The following is a 15560-nucleotide window of genomic DNA, read 5'->3' as shown; positions in this document are numbered from 1 at the left end:
TTGGAAGGCTGCGAAGGTGGCCCGGCACGGCTAGGCTCGGGGCATGTCGCTGGCTGAGCCGCTGTGGTTGACGGAGGGGGCGTGGAAGGCGATTCGCGATCGGGTGATCGATCGCGGGTCGATGACGCCGGAGGTGATGGACCTGGCGCGCGTCTGGGACGAGCCGGTGCGTGACGGCACGCAGGTCGGCGTGTTCGTCGACGCGGAGCAGGCCCGGACGCTCGGGGAGCTGCTCGACGCGCACCCCGAGGTCGCGCGGCTGCTGGGTTAGCCGCGGCGGCCGCGGCTCAGCACGGCCATCGCGGCGTTGCGGCCCGGGATCCCGGACACGCCGCCGCCGCGTCGTGCGCCCGCGCCGCAGAGCAGGATGTTGGGGTGGTTGGTCTCGACGCCCCAGGTGCCGGCCTCGTCGTCGCGCTCGGCGAACGGCCAGGCGAGGTCGCGGTGGAAGATGTTGCCGCCGGGCAGGCGCAGCTCGCGCTCCAGGTCGACCGGCGTGCGGACCTCCAAGCACGGCGTCCCGTCGGGCGCGCGCCACAACACGTCGTCGAGCGGCTCGGCGAGGACGGACTCCAGCGAGCGGATGGTCGCGGCCAGCGCGGCGTCGCGGGCGGTGTCGTTGTCCTCCATGAAGAGGCGCGTCGGCATGTGCAGGCCGAAGAGCGTCAGCGTCTGTGCGCCCGCTGCACGCAGCTCGGGACCCAAGATGGTGGGGTCGGTCAAGGAGTGGCAGTAGGTCTCACACGGCGGCAGCGACGGGATGCGGCCGGACGCCGCCTCCTCGTAGGCGGTGCGCAGCTGCGTGGCGGTCTCGTTGACGTGGAACGTCCCGGCGAACGCGGTCTCGGGCGCGACGTCGGGATCGCGCAGGCGGGGGAGGCGCGAGAGCAACACGTTCACCTTGAGTTGCGCGCCCTCGGGTCGCGGAGCGTCGGCGGCGGTGGTGCGGCCGAGCAACGCGTCGAGCTCAGCCGGGGCCGCGTTGACGAGGATGTGTCCGGCCCGGACGGATTGCTCGTCGCCCGCGGCGTCGCGCCATGTGACCGTGCAGTCGCCGTCGTCGACATGGAGCACTTCGGCGCCGCAGCGCAGCTCCGCGCCCGCCGCCCGCGCCGTCTCCGTGAGCGCCCCGCTGACCGCGCCCATCCCGCCGATCGGCACGTCCCAGTCCCCGGTCCCGCCGCCGATCACGTGGTACAGGAAGCAGCGGTTCTGCCCCAACTTCGGGTCGTCGGCATCCGCGAACGTGCCGATCAACCCGTCGGTCAACGCCACGCCCGCGACCAGGTCATCGTCGAACGACGCGCGCAGCGCCTCGCCCAACGGCCGCTCGAAGAGCATCGTCCACGTCTCGTCGTCGCCGACCAGTGCGCGCATCTCCTCCCGTGTGAGCAGTGGCTCGGTTAGCGTCGGGAAGACCCGCTCGGCGAGTCGCGCGGTCCGGGCATAGAACGCGCGCCATGCTTCCAGCGCGCCGCCCTCGCCCCCGGTCACGCGCGCGAACGACGCGGCGGTCGCGGCCGCGTCGCCATTGTCCACCAACAACCCGTGCGCGCCGCCCACTCGCGGGTCCGGCGTGTAGGACGACACCCGCCGCCGTACCAACCGCAACGACAACCCCAAGTCATCCACGATGACCCGCGGCAGCAAGGACACCAGGTACGCGTAACGCGACAGCCGCGCGTCGACGCCGGGCCACGGCCGCTCCGATACGGCCGCGCCGCCCAGCTCGTCTCGGCGCTCCAGCAGCAGCACCGAGCGGCCCGCGCGGGCCAGGTAAGCGGCGGCGACCAGCCCGTTGTGCCCGCCTCCGACGATGACGACGTCGACCATCGCCCTGGAGTCTCACACGACGCGCGCTAGCGTGAAGCGCGTCGTGGCCGAGGACCGAACTCCCGACAATCCAAAGCTGTCCGCCGTCGAGAAGCGCGTCATCCGCAGCCTCGACGGCGAAGACCGCAAGGGCAAGCCGCTCTCCCAACAGGAGCTGCACCGTGAGCGCAGCCTGGAGGGCTACCTGCGCGGGGCGGTGATGCCGCGCTGGATGGAGCGGCTGCGCGACATCGAGACCGGGATCCGGATGCACCGGCGGCGGCTGGCGGCGGATCGCGAGTGGCTGCGCGCCCAGCATCCGGACGACGACGCGGCGTTCGCGCGCGAGTGGCGCGCGCTGGTGCAGGCGCGCTCGTTCGACGACGTCAACGACCTCGTCCGCGACCACAACGAGTGGTACCCCGTCGAGCGCCAGCTCCCGATGGACCCGCGGACCGGCGAGTACGTGCTGATCGCCGGTCGGCCCTACTGGCGCGAGGAGCTGACGGTGGAATGGGCACTGGGCGAGTTCCCGCCGGAGCCAAGCGGCGCCGCCGAGGGCGACGCCGCCTAGCGAGCGGCGCTGGCGCTGGCTTCGGCCACCGCGCACGCCTCGGCAGCACGCGGGGCGAAGCGGGCGAAGACGCGAGCGAGCGTCGCCGCCTCCTCGGAGCTCAACTGCGACAAGAACTGCTCGCGCACCGCCTCGGCATGGGCGGCCTCGGCCTCTGCGACGACGCGCGCGCCCTCCACCGTCAGGTGCGCCTCGACCGCCCGCGAGTCCGTCTCACACTTGCGCCGCTGCACGAGGCCCCGCCGCTCCAGCGCGTCCATGTGCCGTGACACGCGCGACAGCGACAACCCCGTCTCACCGGCCAGCACCGAGAGCCGCGGCCACGCGTCGCCCGCCGCGGCCAGGCGGCTGAGCAATTCCAACGTGCTCAGCCCCAGGCCGTGGGCCGCGTCCAGCTCGGCGTCGAGCGCGCGCGTGATCCGCTTGTGCGTCTCGAGCAGGCCGATCCAGGCGTCGGCTTCGGCGGGCGTCCAGCCGCGATCGGTCATCCCAACAACGTCTCTTGCACGAACCGCACCGCCGCCGGCACGTGCGCCGGGTCGATGTGGTGGGCGGCGTCGGACTCGTGGTACTCGACCGGCACGCCGCCGGCCTCCAGCAAGGCCTTCGCCTGCCGGGCGAACTCGACGTCCATCACCGGATCCTGGCGACCGTGGGCGATAAAGGCCTTCAACCCGCTCGATGCGCGGCCCGCGACGTCCGGCGTCCAGCCCTCGACCGTCGGCACGAACCCGCTGAACGCGAGGATCCCCGCGGGCGCCGGGCGCGACGGGTCCAACCCCATGGTGTAGGACATGACCGACCCCATGGAGAACCCGCCGAAGATCGTCCGATCCGCAGCGATCCCGGTCCGCTCCCACAGCTCGTCGTGGAAGGACGACAACTTGGCGTGCGCCGCCCAGAACGTCTCCGGATCCGGGTAGCCGACGCGCGGCACGACGTACCAGTGCTTGCCCGGCCAGCCCGGGATCGTCAGCGGCCCGCCCGGCGTGACGACGTGCAGTCGCCGCTCCGGGTCGAGCACGTCGGCGAGCCCGAGCAGGTCGTTCTCGTCGGCGCCGCGGCCGTGGTGCAGGACCAGCAGCCCGGCCGCCTCCCCGGCGGCCGGGCGCTCGCGGTAGATCAAGGAGCTCACGCCGACACCTCCGACGCGACCGTCCGCGGGTTGACGACCGGCTGCAGCGTCCGCTCCAGCTCGGCGCGCAGGTGCTCGTGCTGCTTGGGCAGCCGCAGCGCCTCGCCGAGGTGCGCCGCATCCTCGTCGACCGCGAAGCCGGGGGACATCGTGGCGATCTCGAACAGCACGCCACGCGGCTCGCGGAAGTAGATGGCGTTGAAGTAGTCGCGGTCCTTGACCTCGGTGACGTACCCGTCGGCCTCGGCGATCCGCGCCTGCCACTTCAAGTGGTCGTCGTCCTGCGACGCCCACGCGATGTGGTGGACCGTGCCTGCGCCCGGCCGCGGGGCCAGCGCCGGAGCCGCGTCATAGGCCCAGTGGAAGTGGCGGTCAACGCCCTGCAGGCGGTACTCGCCGTTGCCCTCGTGCTCGAAGCCCAGGACGTCCGTCAGCACGGACTCCTCGACGGAGCTGAACATCGAGTAGGCGCGCGCGCCCTCCAGGCCGGTGATCGCGTGCTCGGTCGGGACCTCGGGGTGCACCGCCTGCAACGGCGGGTTGCCATCGTCGGCGACCACGAGCTGCAGCCGCAGCCCGTCGGGGTCCTCGAAGACGAGCGAGGTGCCGTCGCCGGAGCGCTCGGCGCTCACGCCGCGGTCCGCCAGGCGCGTCGCCCAGAACTCGATCGACGCCGCGCTGGGTACGCCGAGCTGGAGCGTGTGGATCATGCCGATCCCCGCGCGGCCACGGACCGCGCCGGCGAACTCGAACCACGTCAGGATCGAGCCGGGGGCGCCGGACTCGTCGCCGAAGTAGAGGTGGTAGGCGCTGGGATCGTCGAAGTTGACGGTCTTCTTGACCAGGCGCAGGCCGAGCGTGTCGGCGTAGAACGCGACGTTGGACTGGGCGTCGCCGGTGATCATGGTGATGTGGTGGAGACCCTCGAGACGCATGTGATGCCTTCCGGTGAAGAAGTGGGTGGAAGTGGTTGCTGGCGCAACTATAGCAGATGATTGCGCCCGCAACAAAAGCGCTGGCTGCGACGCCCGGTCGCATCCCTGTAGCCGTCCTCTTCGCCGTCCACGGCGCGATCAACGGCTCGTTCGCCACCCGGATCCCGTGGATTCGCGACCGCCTCGACCTCGATCCGGGCGCACTCGGCCTCGCGCTGCTGGCGCCCGCGCTGGGCGCCCTGGTCGCGATGCCGCCCGCCGGCGCGCTGGTCCACCGCCGCGACGGCCGGACGGTCACCGGCGTGTTGCTCGCGGCGATGGCGGTCGCGGTCCTCGGGCCGGTGCTGGCACCGAGCTACGCGCTGCTGTGGCTCGCGCTCCTGGTCTTCGGCGCGCTCGCCGGCGCGGCGGACGTCGCGATGAACACCCAGGCGGTCGCGCTGGAGGAGCGCGCGGGGCGGCCGCTCATGTCCGGGCTGCACGGCGCGTGGTCGCTCGGCGGCATGGCGGGATCGCTGACCGGCGTCGCGGCCGCGCACGCGGACGTCGACGCGCGCGTCCACCTCGCGCTCGTGGCGACGCTGCTGCTCGCGGTCACCGGCGTCGTCGCACGCAAGACGCCGCGCGGGGTGGACCGGTCAGAAGGCCCGCACCTCGCGTGGCCCTCGCGCCCCGTGTTGATCATCGGGTTGGTCGGCTTCGGCGCGGTCTTCGCCGAGGGCGCTTGCGCGGACTGGTCGGCGATCTACCTGCGCGACGTGGTGGACGCCGGGCCCGCCACCGCGGCGGCGGCCTACACCGCGTTCGCCGCCGCGATGGCGCTCGGGCGGCTGCGCGGGGACCGTGTGGTCGCGCGCGCCGGGCCGGTAGCGACGGTGCGGGGCGGAGGCGCGCTGGCCGCGGCCGGCGCGCTCACGGTGGTCGTCGCGAGCACGCCACCGGTCGCCATCGCCGGCTTCGCGCTCGTCGGCCTCGGGATCGCGACCGTCGTCCCGCTCGCGTTCGCCGCCGGCGGCCGTGCGGTGCCGCACGCCGGTCAGGGGATCGCCGCGGTGGCGACCGTCGCCTACGGGGCGGGCCTCGCCGCGCCAGGAATCGTCGGCGCGATCGCGAGCGCCGCCTCGCTTCCGGCGGCGTTCGCGATCGTCGCGACGTTGTGCGTGGCCTTCGCGGCCGGCGCAGGTGCCCTAAGAACCTCTAGGGCAGGTAGTAGAACGGGTTCGGCAGCTTGACCGCGAGGTCCGCGTAGCCGCCCGCCAGGTCGGAGTACTGGTCGCCGACCGACGCGAGGATGTTGTAGCCCTGGTCCTCGATCGCCTTGCGGGCGCCGGCCTTGTAGGCCACGGTCGTCCCCGTGAAGCCCGCGGGCTTCAACACCAACTCCTTGTACCCCGTGAACCCCTCACGCGCGAGGTTGGAAGCGGTGTGGTCGCGCACCGCCTCGCCGCGGCCGGTGATGAAGAAGACGTCGACGCCCTTGGACTTGGCCAAGTTGAACAGGTCGAGCGACGGCTTGATCGCCGTGCCGATCTCGTCGACCGCCTCGGCCTGCGACTTGGGGCCGTAGACGAAGCCGTCGGCGACGATCGCGGAGTAGTTGGACAACGCGGTCTCGTCGACGTCGAAGACGATCGCCTGCTTTTTTTGCCACCACTTGGACTTCTTCTGGCCGCCACGGCGGTCGTTGTCCTTGCCGTGGTGAGCAGCGCGGGCCTTCTTGGCCTTGCGCGCCAGGTCGGAGCGCTGCTGGCCAAACTTGTTCAGCCACTTGATCGCGACGCCGTCGACCTTGGCGATCTGGGCGTCGTAGACGCCGCTGTCGTGGTACTGGGTCAGGACGGCCTTCAGGTCGCCCGCGTTGTAGGAGGTGGTGGACCCGAGGTAGGGCAGCCCGCCGCCGCCGTCCCAGAGCGTGATCATCGGCGTGGCGCCGAGCTTGGTGATGATCGGGTCGGGCGTCGGGACTGCGTCGGCCGGCGTGGGCGTGGGGCCCTTGGGCCCGTCGTGGGCGACGGCGCCCGGGGCGATGGCGAGCCCGCAGGCCGCCAGCAGGAGAGCTAGGAAGCGCTTCATGATGCATCGCGTATCCCCAACTCGTGTGGCCTTCACACCAACTGGGCGCTAGCGTCGGGCCTGTGGGTCAGTTCGCCTACCGCGTCCGCAAGGACGGCACGGTCATGATCAGCCACCGCAACCGCCACGTGGTGACGCTCACGGGCGCGCGCGCCGAGCGCTTCCGCGCCGCGCTGGACGCGGGCCACGAGGAGCAGCTCCTCATGGCCCGCGTCACCGGGAACTTCAAGCGCGGCAACGAGCGCCGCGAGCCGCAGGCCTAGGCCTAGGAGATGCCCGCGGCCGTGCAGGCCGCCGCGTACTTGCCCGTGCAGATCTCCGACGGCTTCAGGAAGTCATCGGCGATGATCGTGTCCTTGATGGTGTCCTTGGTCACCGCCGTCGGCGCCAGCAGCACCGACGGGACCTGACCGGCCTCGTTGTCGGTCTTGGCGTTGACCAGCCCGGACGGGACGTCCTCGCCCTTGGCCAGCGCGACCGCGATCTGCGCCGACGCCTCGGCCTGCTTCTTGATCGCCAGGTAGATGGTCATGAACTGCTCGCCGGCGAGGATCCGCTGGATCGCGGCGACCTCGGAGTCCTGGCCGGTCGTCGGGAGCGACTTGGGGTCGATGCCGTTGCCCTTCATCGCCGCGATCGCGCCAGAGGCCATCCCGTCGTTGGCGGAGTAGACGCCGACGATCTGGTCCTTGCCCAGGGCGGTGATCGCCTGCTCCATCTCGCGCTGGGCCTTGTCGGGCGACCAGTCCGGCGTGTCGTACTCCTTGCCGATCTTGACCTGGGCCTTGTCGAGGACCGAGTGCGCGCCCTTCTTGTAGTCCCCGGCCGACGGGTCGGTCGGCGAGCCGTTGATCATCACCACCGACTTGCCCTTGCCCGCGTCGCCGATCTTGTCGACCAGCGTCTGGGCCTGGAGCTGGCCGACCTTCACGTTGTCGAACGACACGTAGTAGTCGACCGGCGCGCCGGTGATCAGGCGGTCGTAGGCGACGACCGGGACGCCCGCGGCCTTCGCGCGGTTGACGGTCGCCACGGCGGCCTTGGCGTCGACGGCGTCGAGCACGATGACCTTGGCGCCCTTGGTGATCGCGGCCTCGGCCTGCTGCTGCTGGCGGACCGGGTCCTGGTTGGCGTTGGCGTAGTCGATCGTGCAGTCCGGGCATAAGGCCTTCACCTTGGCCACGAAGCTCGGGCGGTCGTGCAGCTCGTACCTGGTGGTCTTGGTCTCGGGCAGCAGGAGGGCGATCGAGCCGCCCTTGCCGCCGCTCTTGGCCGCGGCGGTGCTCGTGCCCGTGCCGGAGGCCTTGTCGTCGCTGCTGTCGCCGCAGGCCGCCAACCCGGCGGTCGCGGCCACGCACGCCAGCGTCGCTAGCGCGCGCCTCGTGGTGATGGTCATGGTGCTGCTCCTCCTCGGTGGTGGTCTGCTGCTGCGAGCGCCAGCGCGATCGCGCCGTGCAACGCGGCGTCGTGGACGAAGTGCGCGGGGACGACCTCGGGCGGGAACGGCGCGGCGGCCAGGCGCGTGCGCAGCGCGGCCAGCACGCGGTCCGCGGCGCCCATCATCCCGCCGCCGACCGCGATCCGCTGCGGGTCGACGAGGATCGCGAGGTTCGCGACGTGGACGGCGAGCTCGTCGAGCGCCGCGTCGACCAAGGCAATGGCCTCGCGATCGCCGGCCTCGGCGCGCGCGAACGCGTCCGCAGCCGACGCCGCGCCGAGGCGCTCGCCGAGCGCCCGGCCGCCGACGGCCTCTTCGAGCGGGCCGTCGCCCGCGGCGCCGCGCAGCGCGTAGCCGATCTCCCCGGCCGCGCCGTGCGCGCCGCTCAGCACGTGGCCGCCGATCGCGATCCCCGCGGCCAGGCCGGTGCCCAGGTTGAGGAAGACGCCGGGGTCGGCGCCGCGCAGCGCGCCCCAGCGCAGCTCGGCGAGCGTCGCGGCCTTGACGTCGGTGGCGGTGACGACGTGCTCGATCCCGAGGCCGTCGCGCAGACGCTCGGCCAGCGCCAGCTCCGTCCAGCCCGGCACGTTGGGCGCCAGCAGGATCCGGTCGTCGAGCACGATGCCCGGCGACGCGGCCGCGGCGGCCAGCAGCGGGCGGTCGGCCAGCAGCGCGTGCGCGGCGTCCAGCGCGCGGTCGACGACCTGCTCGGCGCCGCGGGCGGCGTCGGTCGCCAGGCGCTCGGTGGCGAGCACGCGGCCGTCCGGACCGGCGACCGCGACGTCGACCTTCGTGCCGCCGAAGTCGACGGCCAGCACGTAGCCGGAGGGAGGGAGGAGAGTGTCTGCCATCAGCCGAGAAAGGAAACCTACTTTCCGAATAGCCGTGACGTCAAGGCCGATAGGCTGCCCGCCGTGGCCGCCGACGAGCACCTGCGCCCCGGACGCCCGCGGCTGCTGCGCGCGATCAACGAGCGCGCCGTGCTCCAGCGGCTGCTCGCCGGCGGGCCCGCGTCGCGGACCGAATTGGCCGCCGCCACCGGCGTCTCGAAGCCAACCGCGGGGCAGGCGCTCGCCAACCTCGAGCGGGCCGGGCTCGTCCGCGCGGCGGGCCGGCGCACCGGCGAGCGCGGGCGCTCGGCCGGGCTCTACGAGGTCGACCCGACCGCGGCCTACGTCGTGGGCGTCGACGTCGGCCGCGCCTACGTGCGCGTGGCGATCTCCGACCTCGGCGGCGAGGTCGTCGCCCGCCGCGACGAGCGCAATCGCGCCCGCGGCGCCGGTGCGCTCGTCGAGCACGTCCGCACGCTCGCGCACGCGGTGGTCGAGGAGGCCGGCCTGGCGTGGGACGACGTCGTCCACACGGTCGTCGGCTCGCCCGGCGTGCTGGATCCGCAGACCGGGCGGCTGCGCTACGCGGCGAACCTGCCGGGCTGGGGGCGGGCGGGGCTCGTCGACGAGCTGCGCGGCGCGCTGACACCGAGCCTGGCGATCGACAACGACATCAACTTGGCCGCGCTCGGCGAGCGCGCCTACGGGCACGGCCGCGACGTCGACGACTTCGTGTACTTGTCGATCGGCACCGGCGTCGGCATGGGCGTCGTCGTCGGTGGCGAGCTGCACCGCGGCGCATCGGGCGCGGCCGGCGAGGTCGGCTTCCTGCCGCTGGCCGAGGGCGACCGGCGCTCGCCGCGCGGCGCGCTGGAGGAGGCAGCGGGCGCGGGCGGGATCGTGCGCACGGCGAAGGCCATGGGCATGAAGGGCGCGCTGACGCCCGAACGGATCTTCAACGCGGCCACGGCCGGCGATGCGACCGCGCGCGCGACGGTCGAGCGCGAGGCTGAGCGCCTGGCGTTCGTGGTTGCCACGGTCGCCGCGATCGTCGATCCGGCGCTCGTCGTCCTCGGCGGCGGCGTCGGCGCCAACGCGGACGTCCTGCTCGACCATCTCGGCGCGGCGGTCGAGGCGCTGACCCCGCTGCGCCCGCCGGTGGTGCTCAGCGAGCTGGGCAACGACGCGATCCTGCTCGGCGCGATCGCGACCGCGCTGGACACGGCCCGCGAGCTGGTCTTCAGCGAGCGCGCGGGCGACGGGCGGCTCGCACCGTCCTAGGATCGGGGGATGTCCACCCCCACACGTGAGATCCGGCTCGCGGCGCGTCCCCACGGCGAGCCCAAGCCCACCGACTTCGAGCTGGCCGAAGTCGAGCTGCCCGACCCGGGCGAGGATCAGGTCCTCATTCGCAACACCTTCATGTCGGTCGATCCGTACATGCGCGGGCGCATGAACGACGTGAAGTCCTACACGCCGCCGTTCCAGCTCGGCGCGGCGCTCGACGGCGGCGCGGTCGGCGAGGTCGTCGCATCCAACGCCGAGGGCCTGGCGGTCGGCGACGTCGTCGTCCACCAGCTCGGCTGGCGCGAGCACGCGGTGCTGGCCGGCAAGCACGTGCGCAAGGTCGACGCCGACGGGATCCCGGAGTCCGCCTTCCTCGGCGTGCTCGGCATGCCGGGGCTGACCGCGTACGCCGGGCTGCTGGACGTCGCGGGCCTCAAGGACGGCGACGTCGTGTTCGTGTCGGGTGCCGCGGGCGCGGTCGGCTCGCTCGCCGGCCAGATCGCCAAGCTGCGCGGCCACACGGTGATCGGCAGCGCGGGCAGCGCCGAGAAGGTCGCCCACCTGCGCGACGACCTCGGCTTCGACCAGGCCTTCAACTACAAGGACGGCTCGGTCACCGAGCAGCTGGTGGCCGCCGCGCCGGACGGCATCGACGTGTACTTCGACAACGTCGGCGGCGATCACCTGGAAGCGGCGATCGACGCCTTCAACTTGCACGGCCGCGCCGCGCTGTGCGGGATGATCTCCAACTACAACGCGACCGAGCCCAACCCGGCGCCGCGCAACATGATGACCCTGGTCGGCAAGCGCATCACGCTGCGCGGGTTCATCGTCACCGACCACGGCGCGCGCGTGAAGGACCTGATCGCCGAGGTCGCCCCGGCCGTGGCCGACGGGCGGATTCAGTTCCGCGAGACCGTGCGCGAAGGGCTGGAGAACGCCCCGCAGGCGTTCATCGACCTGCTGCGCGGCGCCAACACGGGGAAGATGGTCGTCAAGCTGTAGGCGTCGGCTGCTCCAGCTCCTGCGCGAGCCGGGCGATCAGCGGGTCCAACTCGGGGTTCTGCTCGTCCGGCTCCCAGTCGGCGACCAGCGTGCGCAGGCCGTCGGTGCGGGCGGCCACGAGCCGCTCGCGCAGCGTGCAGCCGGTGTCGGTCAGCTCGGTGCCGCCGTCCTGGGCGAGCGCGCCCTGCTCGCGCAGCGCCGCCAGCGCGGCGTCGAGGCGCTCGGGCGGCACGCCGCGAGCCCGGATCTCGTCCAGTGATGGCGGCTCCGGGCGGCCGAGGACGAGCAGCAGCCAGGCGGGGCCGGGCTCGAGGTCGACGCCGGCGCGGCGCGTCGTGTCGGCCAGGAACACGAGCGTGCGCTCGCGGCCGACCAGGCGCGTCAGGCCGCGGGTGACCTCGCGCAGCGAGTCGGTGTCGACGGGCGCGCCGAGCGACTCGCCGAGGCCGGCCGACGTCTCCACGGTCTGGCGCAGCGGCTGCTCGCGGATCATCCACGTCAGCAGGAACGCGAGCACGAGCACGCCGGTGGCGACCAAGAACACCAGGTCGAGCGCGTCGGTGAACGCGGGGACGTACCCGGGCGTGCCGGGCGCGGCGCCGGACGGCAGCTCGGAGGTCAGCTTGTTGGTGAAGATCGCGCCGAGCACCGCGGTGCCCAGCGAGCCGCCGATCGAGCGAAACAGCGTCGCCCCGGAGGTCGCGACGCCGAGTAGTTGGTACGGCACGGCGTTCTGGGTGGCAAGCACCAGCACTTGCATGACCATGCCGAGCCCGAGGCCGAGGACCAGCATGTGCAGCGCGGCGACGCCGGAGGACGTGTTCTCGTCCAGCGACGACAACAAGTACATGCCCAACGCGGCGACCGCGGTGCCGGCGATCGGGAACGCCTTGTAGCGGCCGGTGCGCGTGATGATCTGCCCGGAGGCGATCGAGGACACCAACAACCCGCCCATGACCGGCAGCAGCTGGAGGCCCGACGCGGTAGGGGAGAGGCCGCGGACGACCTGCTGGAAGAGCGGCAGGTAGGTCAGCGCGCCGAAGAGGCCGAAGCCGACGATCAGCCCGACCGCGCTGCAGACCACGAACACGCGGTTGCCAAACAGCGCGGGCGGCAGGATCGGCTCGGCGGCGCGACGCTCGACGAACGCGAAGGCGACGAGCGAGGCGACGCCGAAGACGCCCATCCCGACGATCACCGGCGAGCCCCAGTCGTAGGACGTGCCGCCGAGCGTCGTCATCAGGATGATCGCGCTCAAGCCCAGCGCGAGCGTCAGCGTCCCCGCCCAGTCGATCGCGCGCTTCACCCGCTCGCCGGGATCGGGCAGCGTGACCGCGAGCACCGCCAGCGCCAGCACGCCGAGCGGCAGGTTGACGTAGAAGATGAACCGCCACGAGATGTGCGTGGTGAAGAAGCCGCCGATCAGCGGTCCGGCGACGCTCGACACGCCGAACACCGCGCCGAACAGCCCGGAGTACTTGCCGCGTTGCGCGGGGGCGACGACGTCGCCGATCGCCGCCTGCGCGGAGACCATCAGCCCGCCTCCGCCCAGCCCCTGGATCGCGCGGAACGCGATCAGCTCGGTCATCCCCTGCGCGAGCCCGCAGAGGACCGAGCCGACCAGGAAGAGGACGAGCGCCGCCTGCAACACGAGCTTGCGGCCGAAGAGGTCGCCGAGCTTGCCGTACAGCGGCGTGACGACCGTGACCGCGAGCAGGTAGGAGGTCACCACCCACGACAGGTGCTCCAGCCCACCGAGCTCCTCGACGATCGTCGGCAGCGCCGTCGAGACGATCGTCTGATCCAGCGACGCGAGCAGCATGACCAGCATGAGCCCGGCCATGACGACGCCGACGCGGGGCCGCTCCGCGGTGGGGGACATGCGCCAGGTCCTACCCGATCCAGCCCATGGCGCTCCCGGCGCCGTCCACGGCGGCGCCCTCGGTGGTCGGCTCATCGAAGCTGATCGATCCGGTGACGTCCGAGCCGTCGTCGTTGAAACCGACCCAGGTCCGGCCGTCAGGCTGCGGGACGCAGTACGCGAGCCCGGCCTCGTAGATCGAGGTCAGCTCCTGCTCGGCGCCGTCGTCGCACGCCGAGGAGCCGCCCTTCGCGGCGAGGGTGCGGCGCTCGATCTTGAGCGCCTGGCGCGCGTCGGCGGCGTTCCCGTAGCGCGCGAACGTCGCCGACGCGCCGTGGACGTCGCTCTGCACGAGCCGGTTCGGGACGTCGCAGCTGACCGCCTGCTGGGCGTCGATCTGCGCGATCGGGTCCTGCGCGTCTCTCGGGGCGCACCAGTCCGGCGTCCAGGCGGTGGGGTCGACGGAGTCGCCCGCGCCCCCGCTGCCGTCGCCGGTCGCGAGGACGACGGCCGCGACCGCTCCGACCGCGAGGACTCCGGCGGCCGCAAGGGCGGCGAGGCGGCGGCGTCCGCGGAGGCGACGGGCGGGACCGGGCGGCGGCGCAACGGGCGGCGGCGCCTCCTGCGGCAGCGTCCCGCCCTCGGTCGTCGCCAGGTACAGCGGCCCTTCGAGGTCGCTCTTCTTGCTCGGCGTCTGGCTCGGCGTGCGCTCGCGGACGCGGTCGTACACGTAGTCGTACAGATCGTCGACCGAGACGCGGCCGTCGCCGTCGAGGTCGGCGCGGCCGGTCTCCAGCCCCTCGACGATCGCCGCGGTGAAGATCGACGGCTGCCCTGCGCCGGTCAGCTGGTCGCCCTCGAAGGCGTACTCCATCGCGCTGGAGGCCGTGATGATCGCGCGGCCGCGGCCTTGCAACTCGTCAGGCGCGTCGATGATCGTCGGCGACCGCGGGCGCATCCCGAACGGGAACGCGCCGCTGAAGCAGCAGTCCAGCAGGACCACGGTGCGCCTGGAGCGCGTCCGCGTGATCTGGTCGTTCAGCCACTGCGTCGAGACGCCGGTGGCACTGAGCAGGTCGACCTCGGTGTCGGTGGCGGCGAGGAACAGCTCACCGCGGTCGTCCTTGACGCCGTGGCAGGAGAAGTGCACCAACAACAGGTCGTCGGGTCGGCGGTCGCGGAAGAAGCTCGCGATCCGGCGCGCGACCGTCCCTTGCGACTGGTCGAGGACCGTCTCGACCTCGAACGCGCCCTTGGCGGGATCGGCGAGCACCGCCGCCAGCGCCGCGGCGTCGGTCGCGGGCGCGCGCAGGGCATCCAGCTTGGGGTCGTCGTAGCGGGCCGTCGCGACGATCAGCGCATGCCGGCCGCCGGACGCCGGGCTCATGGCGGCGGACCGTCGGCGCCGTGGCGGGCCAAGAACGCCGCGACCAGCTCGCGCTGCTCGTCGCCGGAGACGCGCGACAGCTCGATCGTGTCGCCGTCGATGCTGAGCTTCACTGAGCGGCCGGTGCCGCGGCCGACCCAGTCGCGGATCGTTCCGAGGACCGCGCCGAGCGTGGCTTGGCCGAGTTGCACGGCCATCGCGGCGAGCACCGATGCTTCGACGGCGCGCGCGCCCTCGGGGACGGCGCCGGCCGGCACGCGTTCGACCGCGTCGACGTCCAGCAGAAGCAGCTCGTCCCGCAGTGCGCGGGCGGCGGTGTCCAGCTCCTGCGCGTCGGCGTCGTCCTGAAGCGCGACGGCGATCGCGAGCGGGGGAAAGGGGGACGGCGGTGTGGGCATAGGGCGGCGTTCCGCGGGCCGACCCTACGCCGAGCGATGCTCAGCGGTCGCGCCGAACACCGTGTCAGCATGGGTTGGAGACCCGATCCACTACAAGATCTCTGACTCGGTACCTTGCGAGTACCGCGGTGTACCTCTAAGGTACGGAGGGTGGCGGACCTGTCCCTCGTCGCAGCGCACCCGGAGATCGGCGGGCACCTCGCCCCGCGCGGCTCCCAGCGCGCGCGCCTGGTCGAAGGGATGATCCAGGCGGTTGCGGAGAAGGGCTACGCGGCCGCGACGGTCGCCGACGTCGTCCGTGCCGCGCGCGTCTCCCGCGGCACGTTCTACGCGCAGTTCGCCTCCAAGGAGGAGTGCTTCCTGTCGGCCTACCAGTACGGGATCGACGTGATCGTGGAGCGCATCCGCGCCGCGATCCGCGCCGAGGCCGAAGGTGATTGGGTCGCTCGGCTGCGGACCGGTCTGCGCGCCTACTTGGAGACCTTGGCCGGCGAGCCGCGCTTCGCCCGCACCCACCTCTTCGAGGTCCACATGGCCGGCCCGCTCGCCGGCGCCGCGCGCGACACCGCGCTGCGCGCCTTCGCCGACCGCTACAAGTCGTCGTTCCGCGCCGCCCTGCGCGAGCGTCCCGAGCTGCGGATGCCGTCCGACGACGCGCTCTTCATCCTTTCCGCCGGTGTCGACCAGCTCGTGTGCGCTCGCGTCAGAGCGGGCGAGCTGGAGCACCTTCCCGAGCTCACCGACGAGCTTACGCTCACCGCGGTCGCCTTCCTGGAAGGCGCTGCCGCGCTCCAACCCCACACCCCCGAAGGAGGCTCCTGACCC

General features: G+C 72.7%; 17 protein-coding genes. 7 read left to right on the top strand and 10 right to left on the bottom strand.

Translation table 11 applies throughout. The annotated features are described in order from the left end of the window. Nucleotides 1–43 precede the first annotated feature (43 nt). Complete coding sequence (locus ACT01A_RS08365) at nt 44–271, top strand: hypothetical protein (protein WP_445151784.1); 228 nt, start codon at nt 44–46, stop codon at nt 269–271. Here ACT01A_RS08365 and ACT01A_RS08360 read toward each other — a convergent pair. Continuing rightward, entirely contained in the window at nt 268–1833 is a 1566-nt protein-coding gene (locus ACT01A_RS08360) for a phytoene desaturase family protein (RefSeq protein WP_445151783.1), read from the bottom strand. The two genes, ACT01A_RS08365 and ACT01A_RS08360, sit on opposite strands and share 4 nt — an antisense overlap. Before the next feature lie 31 nt (nt 1834–1864). Here ACT01A_RS08360 and ACT01A_RS08355 point away from each other — a divergent pair, with 31 nt between their 5' ends. After that, complete coding sequence (locus ACT01A_RS08355; RefSeq protein ID WP_445151782.1) at nt 1865–2386, top strand: hypothetical protein; 522 nt, start codon at nt 1865–1867, stop codon at nt 2384–2386. On the opposite strand, the gene ACT01A_RS08350 is transcribed toward ACT01A_RS08355, so the two are convergent. Genes ACT01A_RS08350 through ACT01A_RS08340 form a run of 3 tightly spaced genes read right to left on the bottom strand, consistent with a single transcriptional unit; the run spans nt 2383 to nt 4456 of the window. Further along, nucleotides 2383–2874: a MarR family winged helix-turn-helix transcriptional regulator gene (locus ACT01A_RS08350; protein WP_445151781.1), complete on the bottom strand. Its 492-nt coding sequence runs from the start codon at nt 2872–2874 to the stop codon at nt 2383–2385. The two genes, ACT01A_RS08355 and ACT01A_RS08350, sit on opposite strands and share 4 nt — an antisense overlap. After that, nucleotides 2871–3521: an alpha/beta hydrolase gene (locus ACT01A_RS08345; RefSeq protein WP_445151780.1), complete on the bottom strand. Its 651-nt coding sequence runs from the start codon at nt 3519–3521 to the stop codon at nt 2871–2873. Before ACT01A_RS08345 ends, ACT01A_RS08350 begins: the two co-directional genes overlap by 4 nt. Then, entirely contained in the window at nt 3518–4456 is a 939-nt protein-coding gene (locus ACT01A_RS08340; RefSeq protein ID WP_445151779.1) for a VOC family protein, read from the bottom strand. Before ACT01A_RS08340 ends, ACT01A_RS08345 begins: the two co-directional genes overlap by 4 nt. Before the next feature lie 56 nt (nt 4457–4512). On the opposite strand from ACT01A_RS08340, the gene ACT01A_RS08335 reads away from it, so the two are divergent. Then, a complete protein-coding gene (locus ACT01A_RS08335; RefSeq protein ID WP_445151778.1) occupies nt 4513–5688 on the top strand; it encodes an MFS transporter in 1176 nt (391 codons plus the stop codon). Here the strand turns inward: ACT01A_RS08335 and ACT01A_RS08330 are convergent. Next, a complete protein-coding gene (locus ACT01A_RS08330) occupies nt 5654–6529 on the bottom strand; it encodes an HAD family acid phosphatase (RefSeq protein ID WP_445151777.1) in 876 nt (291 codons plus the stop codon). The genes ACT01A_RS08335 and ACT01A_RS08330 overlap by 35 nt on opposite strands. Before the next feature lie 62 nt (nt 6530–6591). On the opposite strand from ACT01A_RS08330, the gene ACT01A_RS08325 reads away from it, so the two are divergent. Continuing rightward, on the top strand, nt 6592–6792 hold the full coding sequence (locus ACT01A_RS08325; RefSeq protein WP_445151776.1) for a hypothetical protein: 201 nt from the start codon (nt 6592–6594) through the stop codon (nt 6790–6792). Between the two features lie 2 nt (nt 6793–6794). Here the strand turns inward: ACT01A_RS08325 and ACT01A_RS08320 are convergent, their stop codons facing one another. Together ACT01A_RS08320 and ACT01A_RS08315 are read right to left on the bottom strand one after the other, a co-directional pair. Further along, entirely contained in the window at nt 6795–7925 is a 1131-nt protein-coding gene (locus ACT01A_RS08320) for an ABC transporter substrate-binding protein (RefSeq protein ID WP_445151775.1), read from the bottom strand. Then, a complete protein-coding gene (locus ACT01A_RS08315) occupies nt 7922–8818 on the bottom strand; it encodes an ROK family protein (RefSeq protein ID WP_445151774.1) in 897 nt (298 codons plus the stop codon). The genes ACT01A_RS08320 and ACT01A_RS08315 overlap by 4 nt, the downstream gene beginning before the upstream one ends. A 63-nt stretch (nt 8819–8881) precedes the next feature. Here ACT01A_RS08315 and ACT01A_RS08310 point away from each other — a divergent pair, with 63 nt between their 5' ends. Together ACT01A_RS08310 and ACT01A_RS08305 are read left to right on the top strand one after the other, a co-directional pair. After that, a complete protein-coding gene (locus tag ACT01A_RS08310) occupies nt 8882–10078 on the top strand; it encodes an ROK family transcriptional regulator (protein ID WP_445151773.1) in 1197 nt (398 codons plus the stop codon). 9 nt (nt 10079–10087) lie between these two features. Further along, nucleotides 10088–11089, top strand: a complete 1002-nt coding sequence (locus ACT01A_RS08305) for an NADP-dependent oxidoreductase (protein WP_445151772.1) — start codon at nt 10088–10090, stop codon at nt 11087–11089. Here the strand turns inward: ACT01A_RS08305 and ACT01A_RS08300 are convergent. The 3 genes from ACT01A_RS08300 to ACT01A_RS08290 are packed head-to-tail and all read right to left on the bottom strand — an operon-like array spanning nt 11079 to nt 14735. Beyond that, nucleotides 11079–12971: an MDR family MFS transporter gene (locus ACT01A_RS08300; protein WP_445151771.1), complete on the bottom strand. Its 1893-nt coding sequence runs from the start codon at nt 12969–12971 to the stop codon at nt 11079–11081. The two genes, ACT01A_RS08305 and ACT01A_RS08300, sit on opposite strands and share 11 nt — an antisense overlap. Nucleotides 12972–12981: 10 nt before the next feature. Continuing rightward, a complete protein-coding gene (locus tag ACT01A_RS08295; RefSeq protein WP_445151770.1) occupies nt 12982–14337 on the bottom strand; it encodes a caspase family protein in 1356 nt (451 codons plus the stop codon). Then, nucleotides 14334–14735 carry an effector-associated constant component EACC1 gene (locus ACT01A_RS08290; protein WP_445151769.1) on the bottom strand — a complete coding sequence of 134 codons (402 nt, stop codon included), beginning with the start codon at nt 14733–14735 and terminating at the stop codon, nt 14334–14336. Before ACT01A_RS08290 ends, ACT01A_RS08295 begins: the two co-directional genes overlap by 4 nt. A 150-nt stretch (nt 14736–14885) precedes the next feature. Between ACT01A_RS08290 and ACT01A_RS08285 the strand changes: the two genes are divergently transcribed. Then, the gene (locus ACT01A_RS08285; protein WP_445151768.1) at nt 14886–15557 is read left to right on the top strand and encodes a TetR/AcrR family transcriptional regulator; all 672 of its coding nucleotides are present in this window, start codon (nt 14886–14888) and stop codon (nt 15555–15557) included. The last annotated feature ends 3 nt before the right edge of the window (nt 15558–15560 follow it).

It is taken from the genome of Baekduia sp. Peel2402 (assembly GCF_052567285.1).
The sequence above is the reverse complement of the archived record's forward strand: the minus strand, read 5'-3'. Positions and strand labels throughout refer to the sequence as shown.

Excerpts from the sequence above, each read along its gene's own strand:
- ACT01A_RS08300 (WP_445151771.1), bottom strand. The coding sequence starts at position 12,971 with ATGTCCCCCACCGCGGAGCGGCCCCGCGTCGGCGTCGTCATGGCCGGG.
- ACT01A_RS08365 (WP_445151784.1), top strand. The coding sequence starts at position 44 with ATGTCGCTGGCTGAGCCGCTGTGGTTGACGGAGGGGGCGTGGAAGGCG.
- ACT01A_RS08290 (WP_445151769.1), bottom strand. The coding sequence starts at position 14,735 with ATGCCCACACCGCCGTCCCCCTTTCCCCCGCTCGCGATCGCCGTCGCG.
- ACT01A_RS08360 (WP_445151783.1), bottom strand. The coding sequence starts at position 1,833 with ATGGTCGACGTCGTCATCGTCGGAGGCGGGCACAACGGGCTGGTCGCC.
- ACT01A_RS08335 (WP_445151778.1), top strand. The coding sequence starts at position 4,513 with ATGATTGCGCCCGCAACAAAAGCGCTGGCTGCGACGCCCGGTCGCATC.
- ACT01A_RS08350 (WP_445151781.1), bottom strand. The coding sequence starts at position 2,874 with ATGACCGATCGCGGCTGGACGCCCGCCGAAGCCGACGCCTGGATCGGC.
- ACT01A_RS08305 (WP_445151772.1), top strand. The coding sequence starts at position 10,088 with ATGTCCACCCCCACACGTGAGATCCGGCTCGCGGCGCGTCCCCACGGC.
- ACT01A_RS08330 (WP_445151777.1), bottom strand. The coding sequence starts at position 6,529 with ATGAAGCGCTTCCTAGCTCTCCTGCTGGCGGCCTGCGGGCTCGCCATC.
- ACT01A_RS08320 (WP_445151775.1), bottom strand. The coding sequence starts at position 7,925 with ATGACCATCACCACGAGGCGCGCGCTAGCGACGCTGGCGTGCGTGGCC.
- ACT01A_RS08315 (WP_445151774.1), bottom strand. The coding sequence starts at position 8,818 with ATGGCAGACACTCTCCTCCCTCCCTCCGGCTACGTGCTGGCCGTCGAC.
- ACT01A_RS08340 (WP_445151779.1), bottom strand. The coding sequence starts at position 4,456 with ATGCGTCTCGAGGGTCTCCACCACATCACCATGATCACCGGCGACGCC.
- ACT01A_RS08295 (WP_445151770.1), bottom strand. The coding sequence starts at position 14,337 with ATGAGCCCGGCGTCCGGCGGCCGGCATGCGCTGATCGTCGCGACGGCC.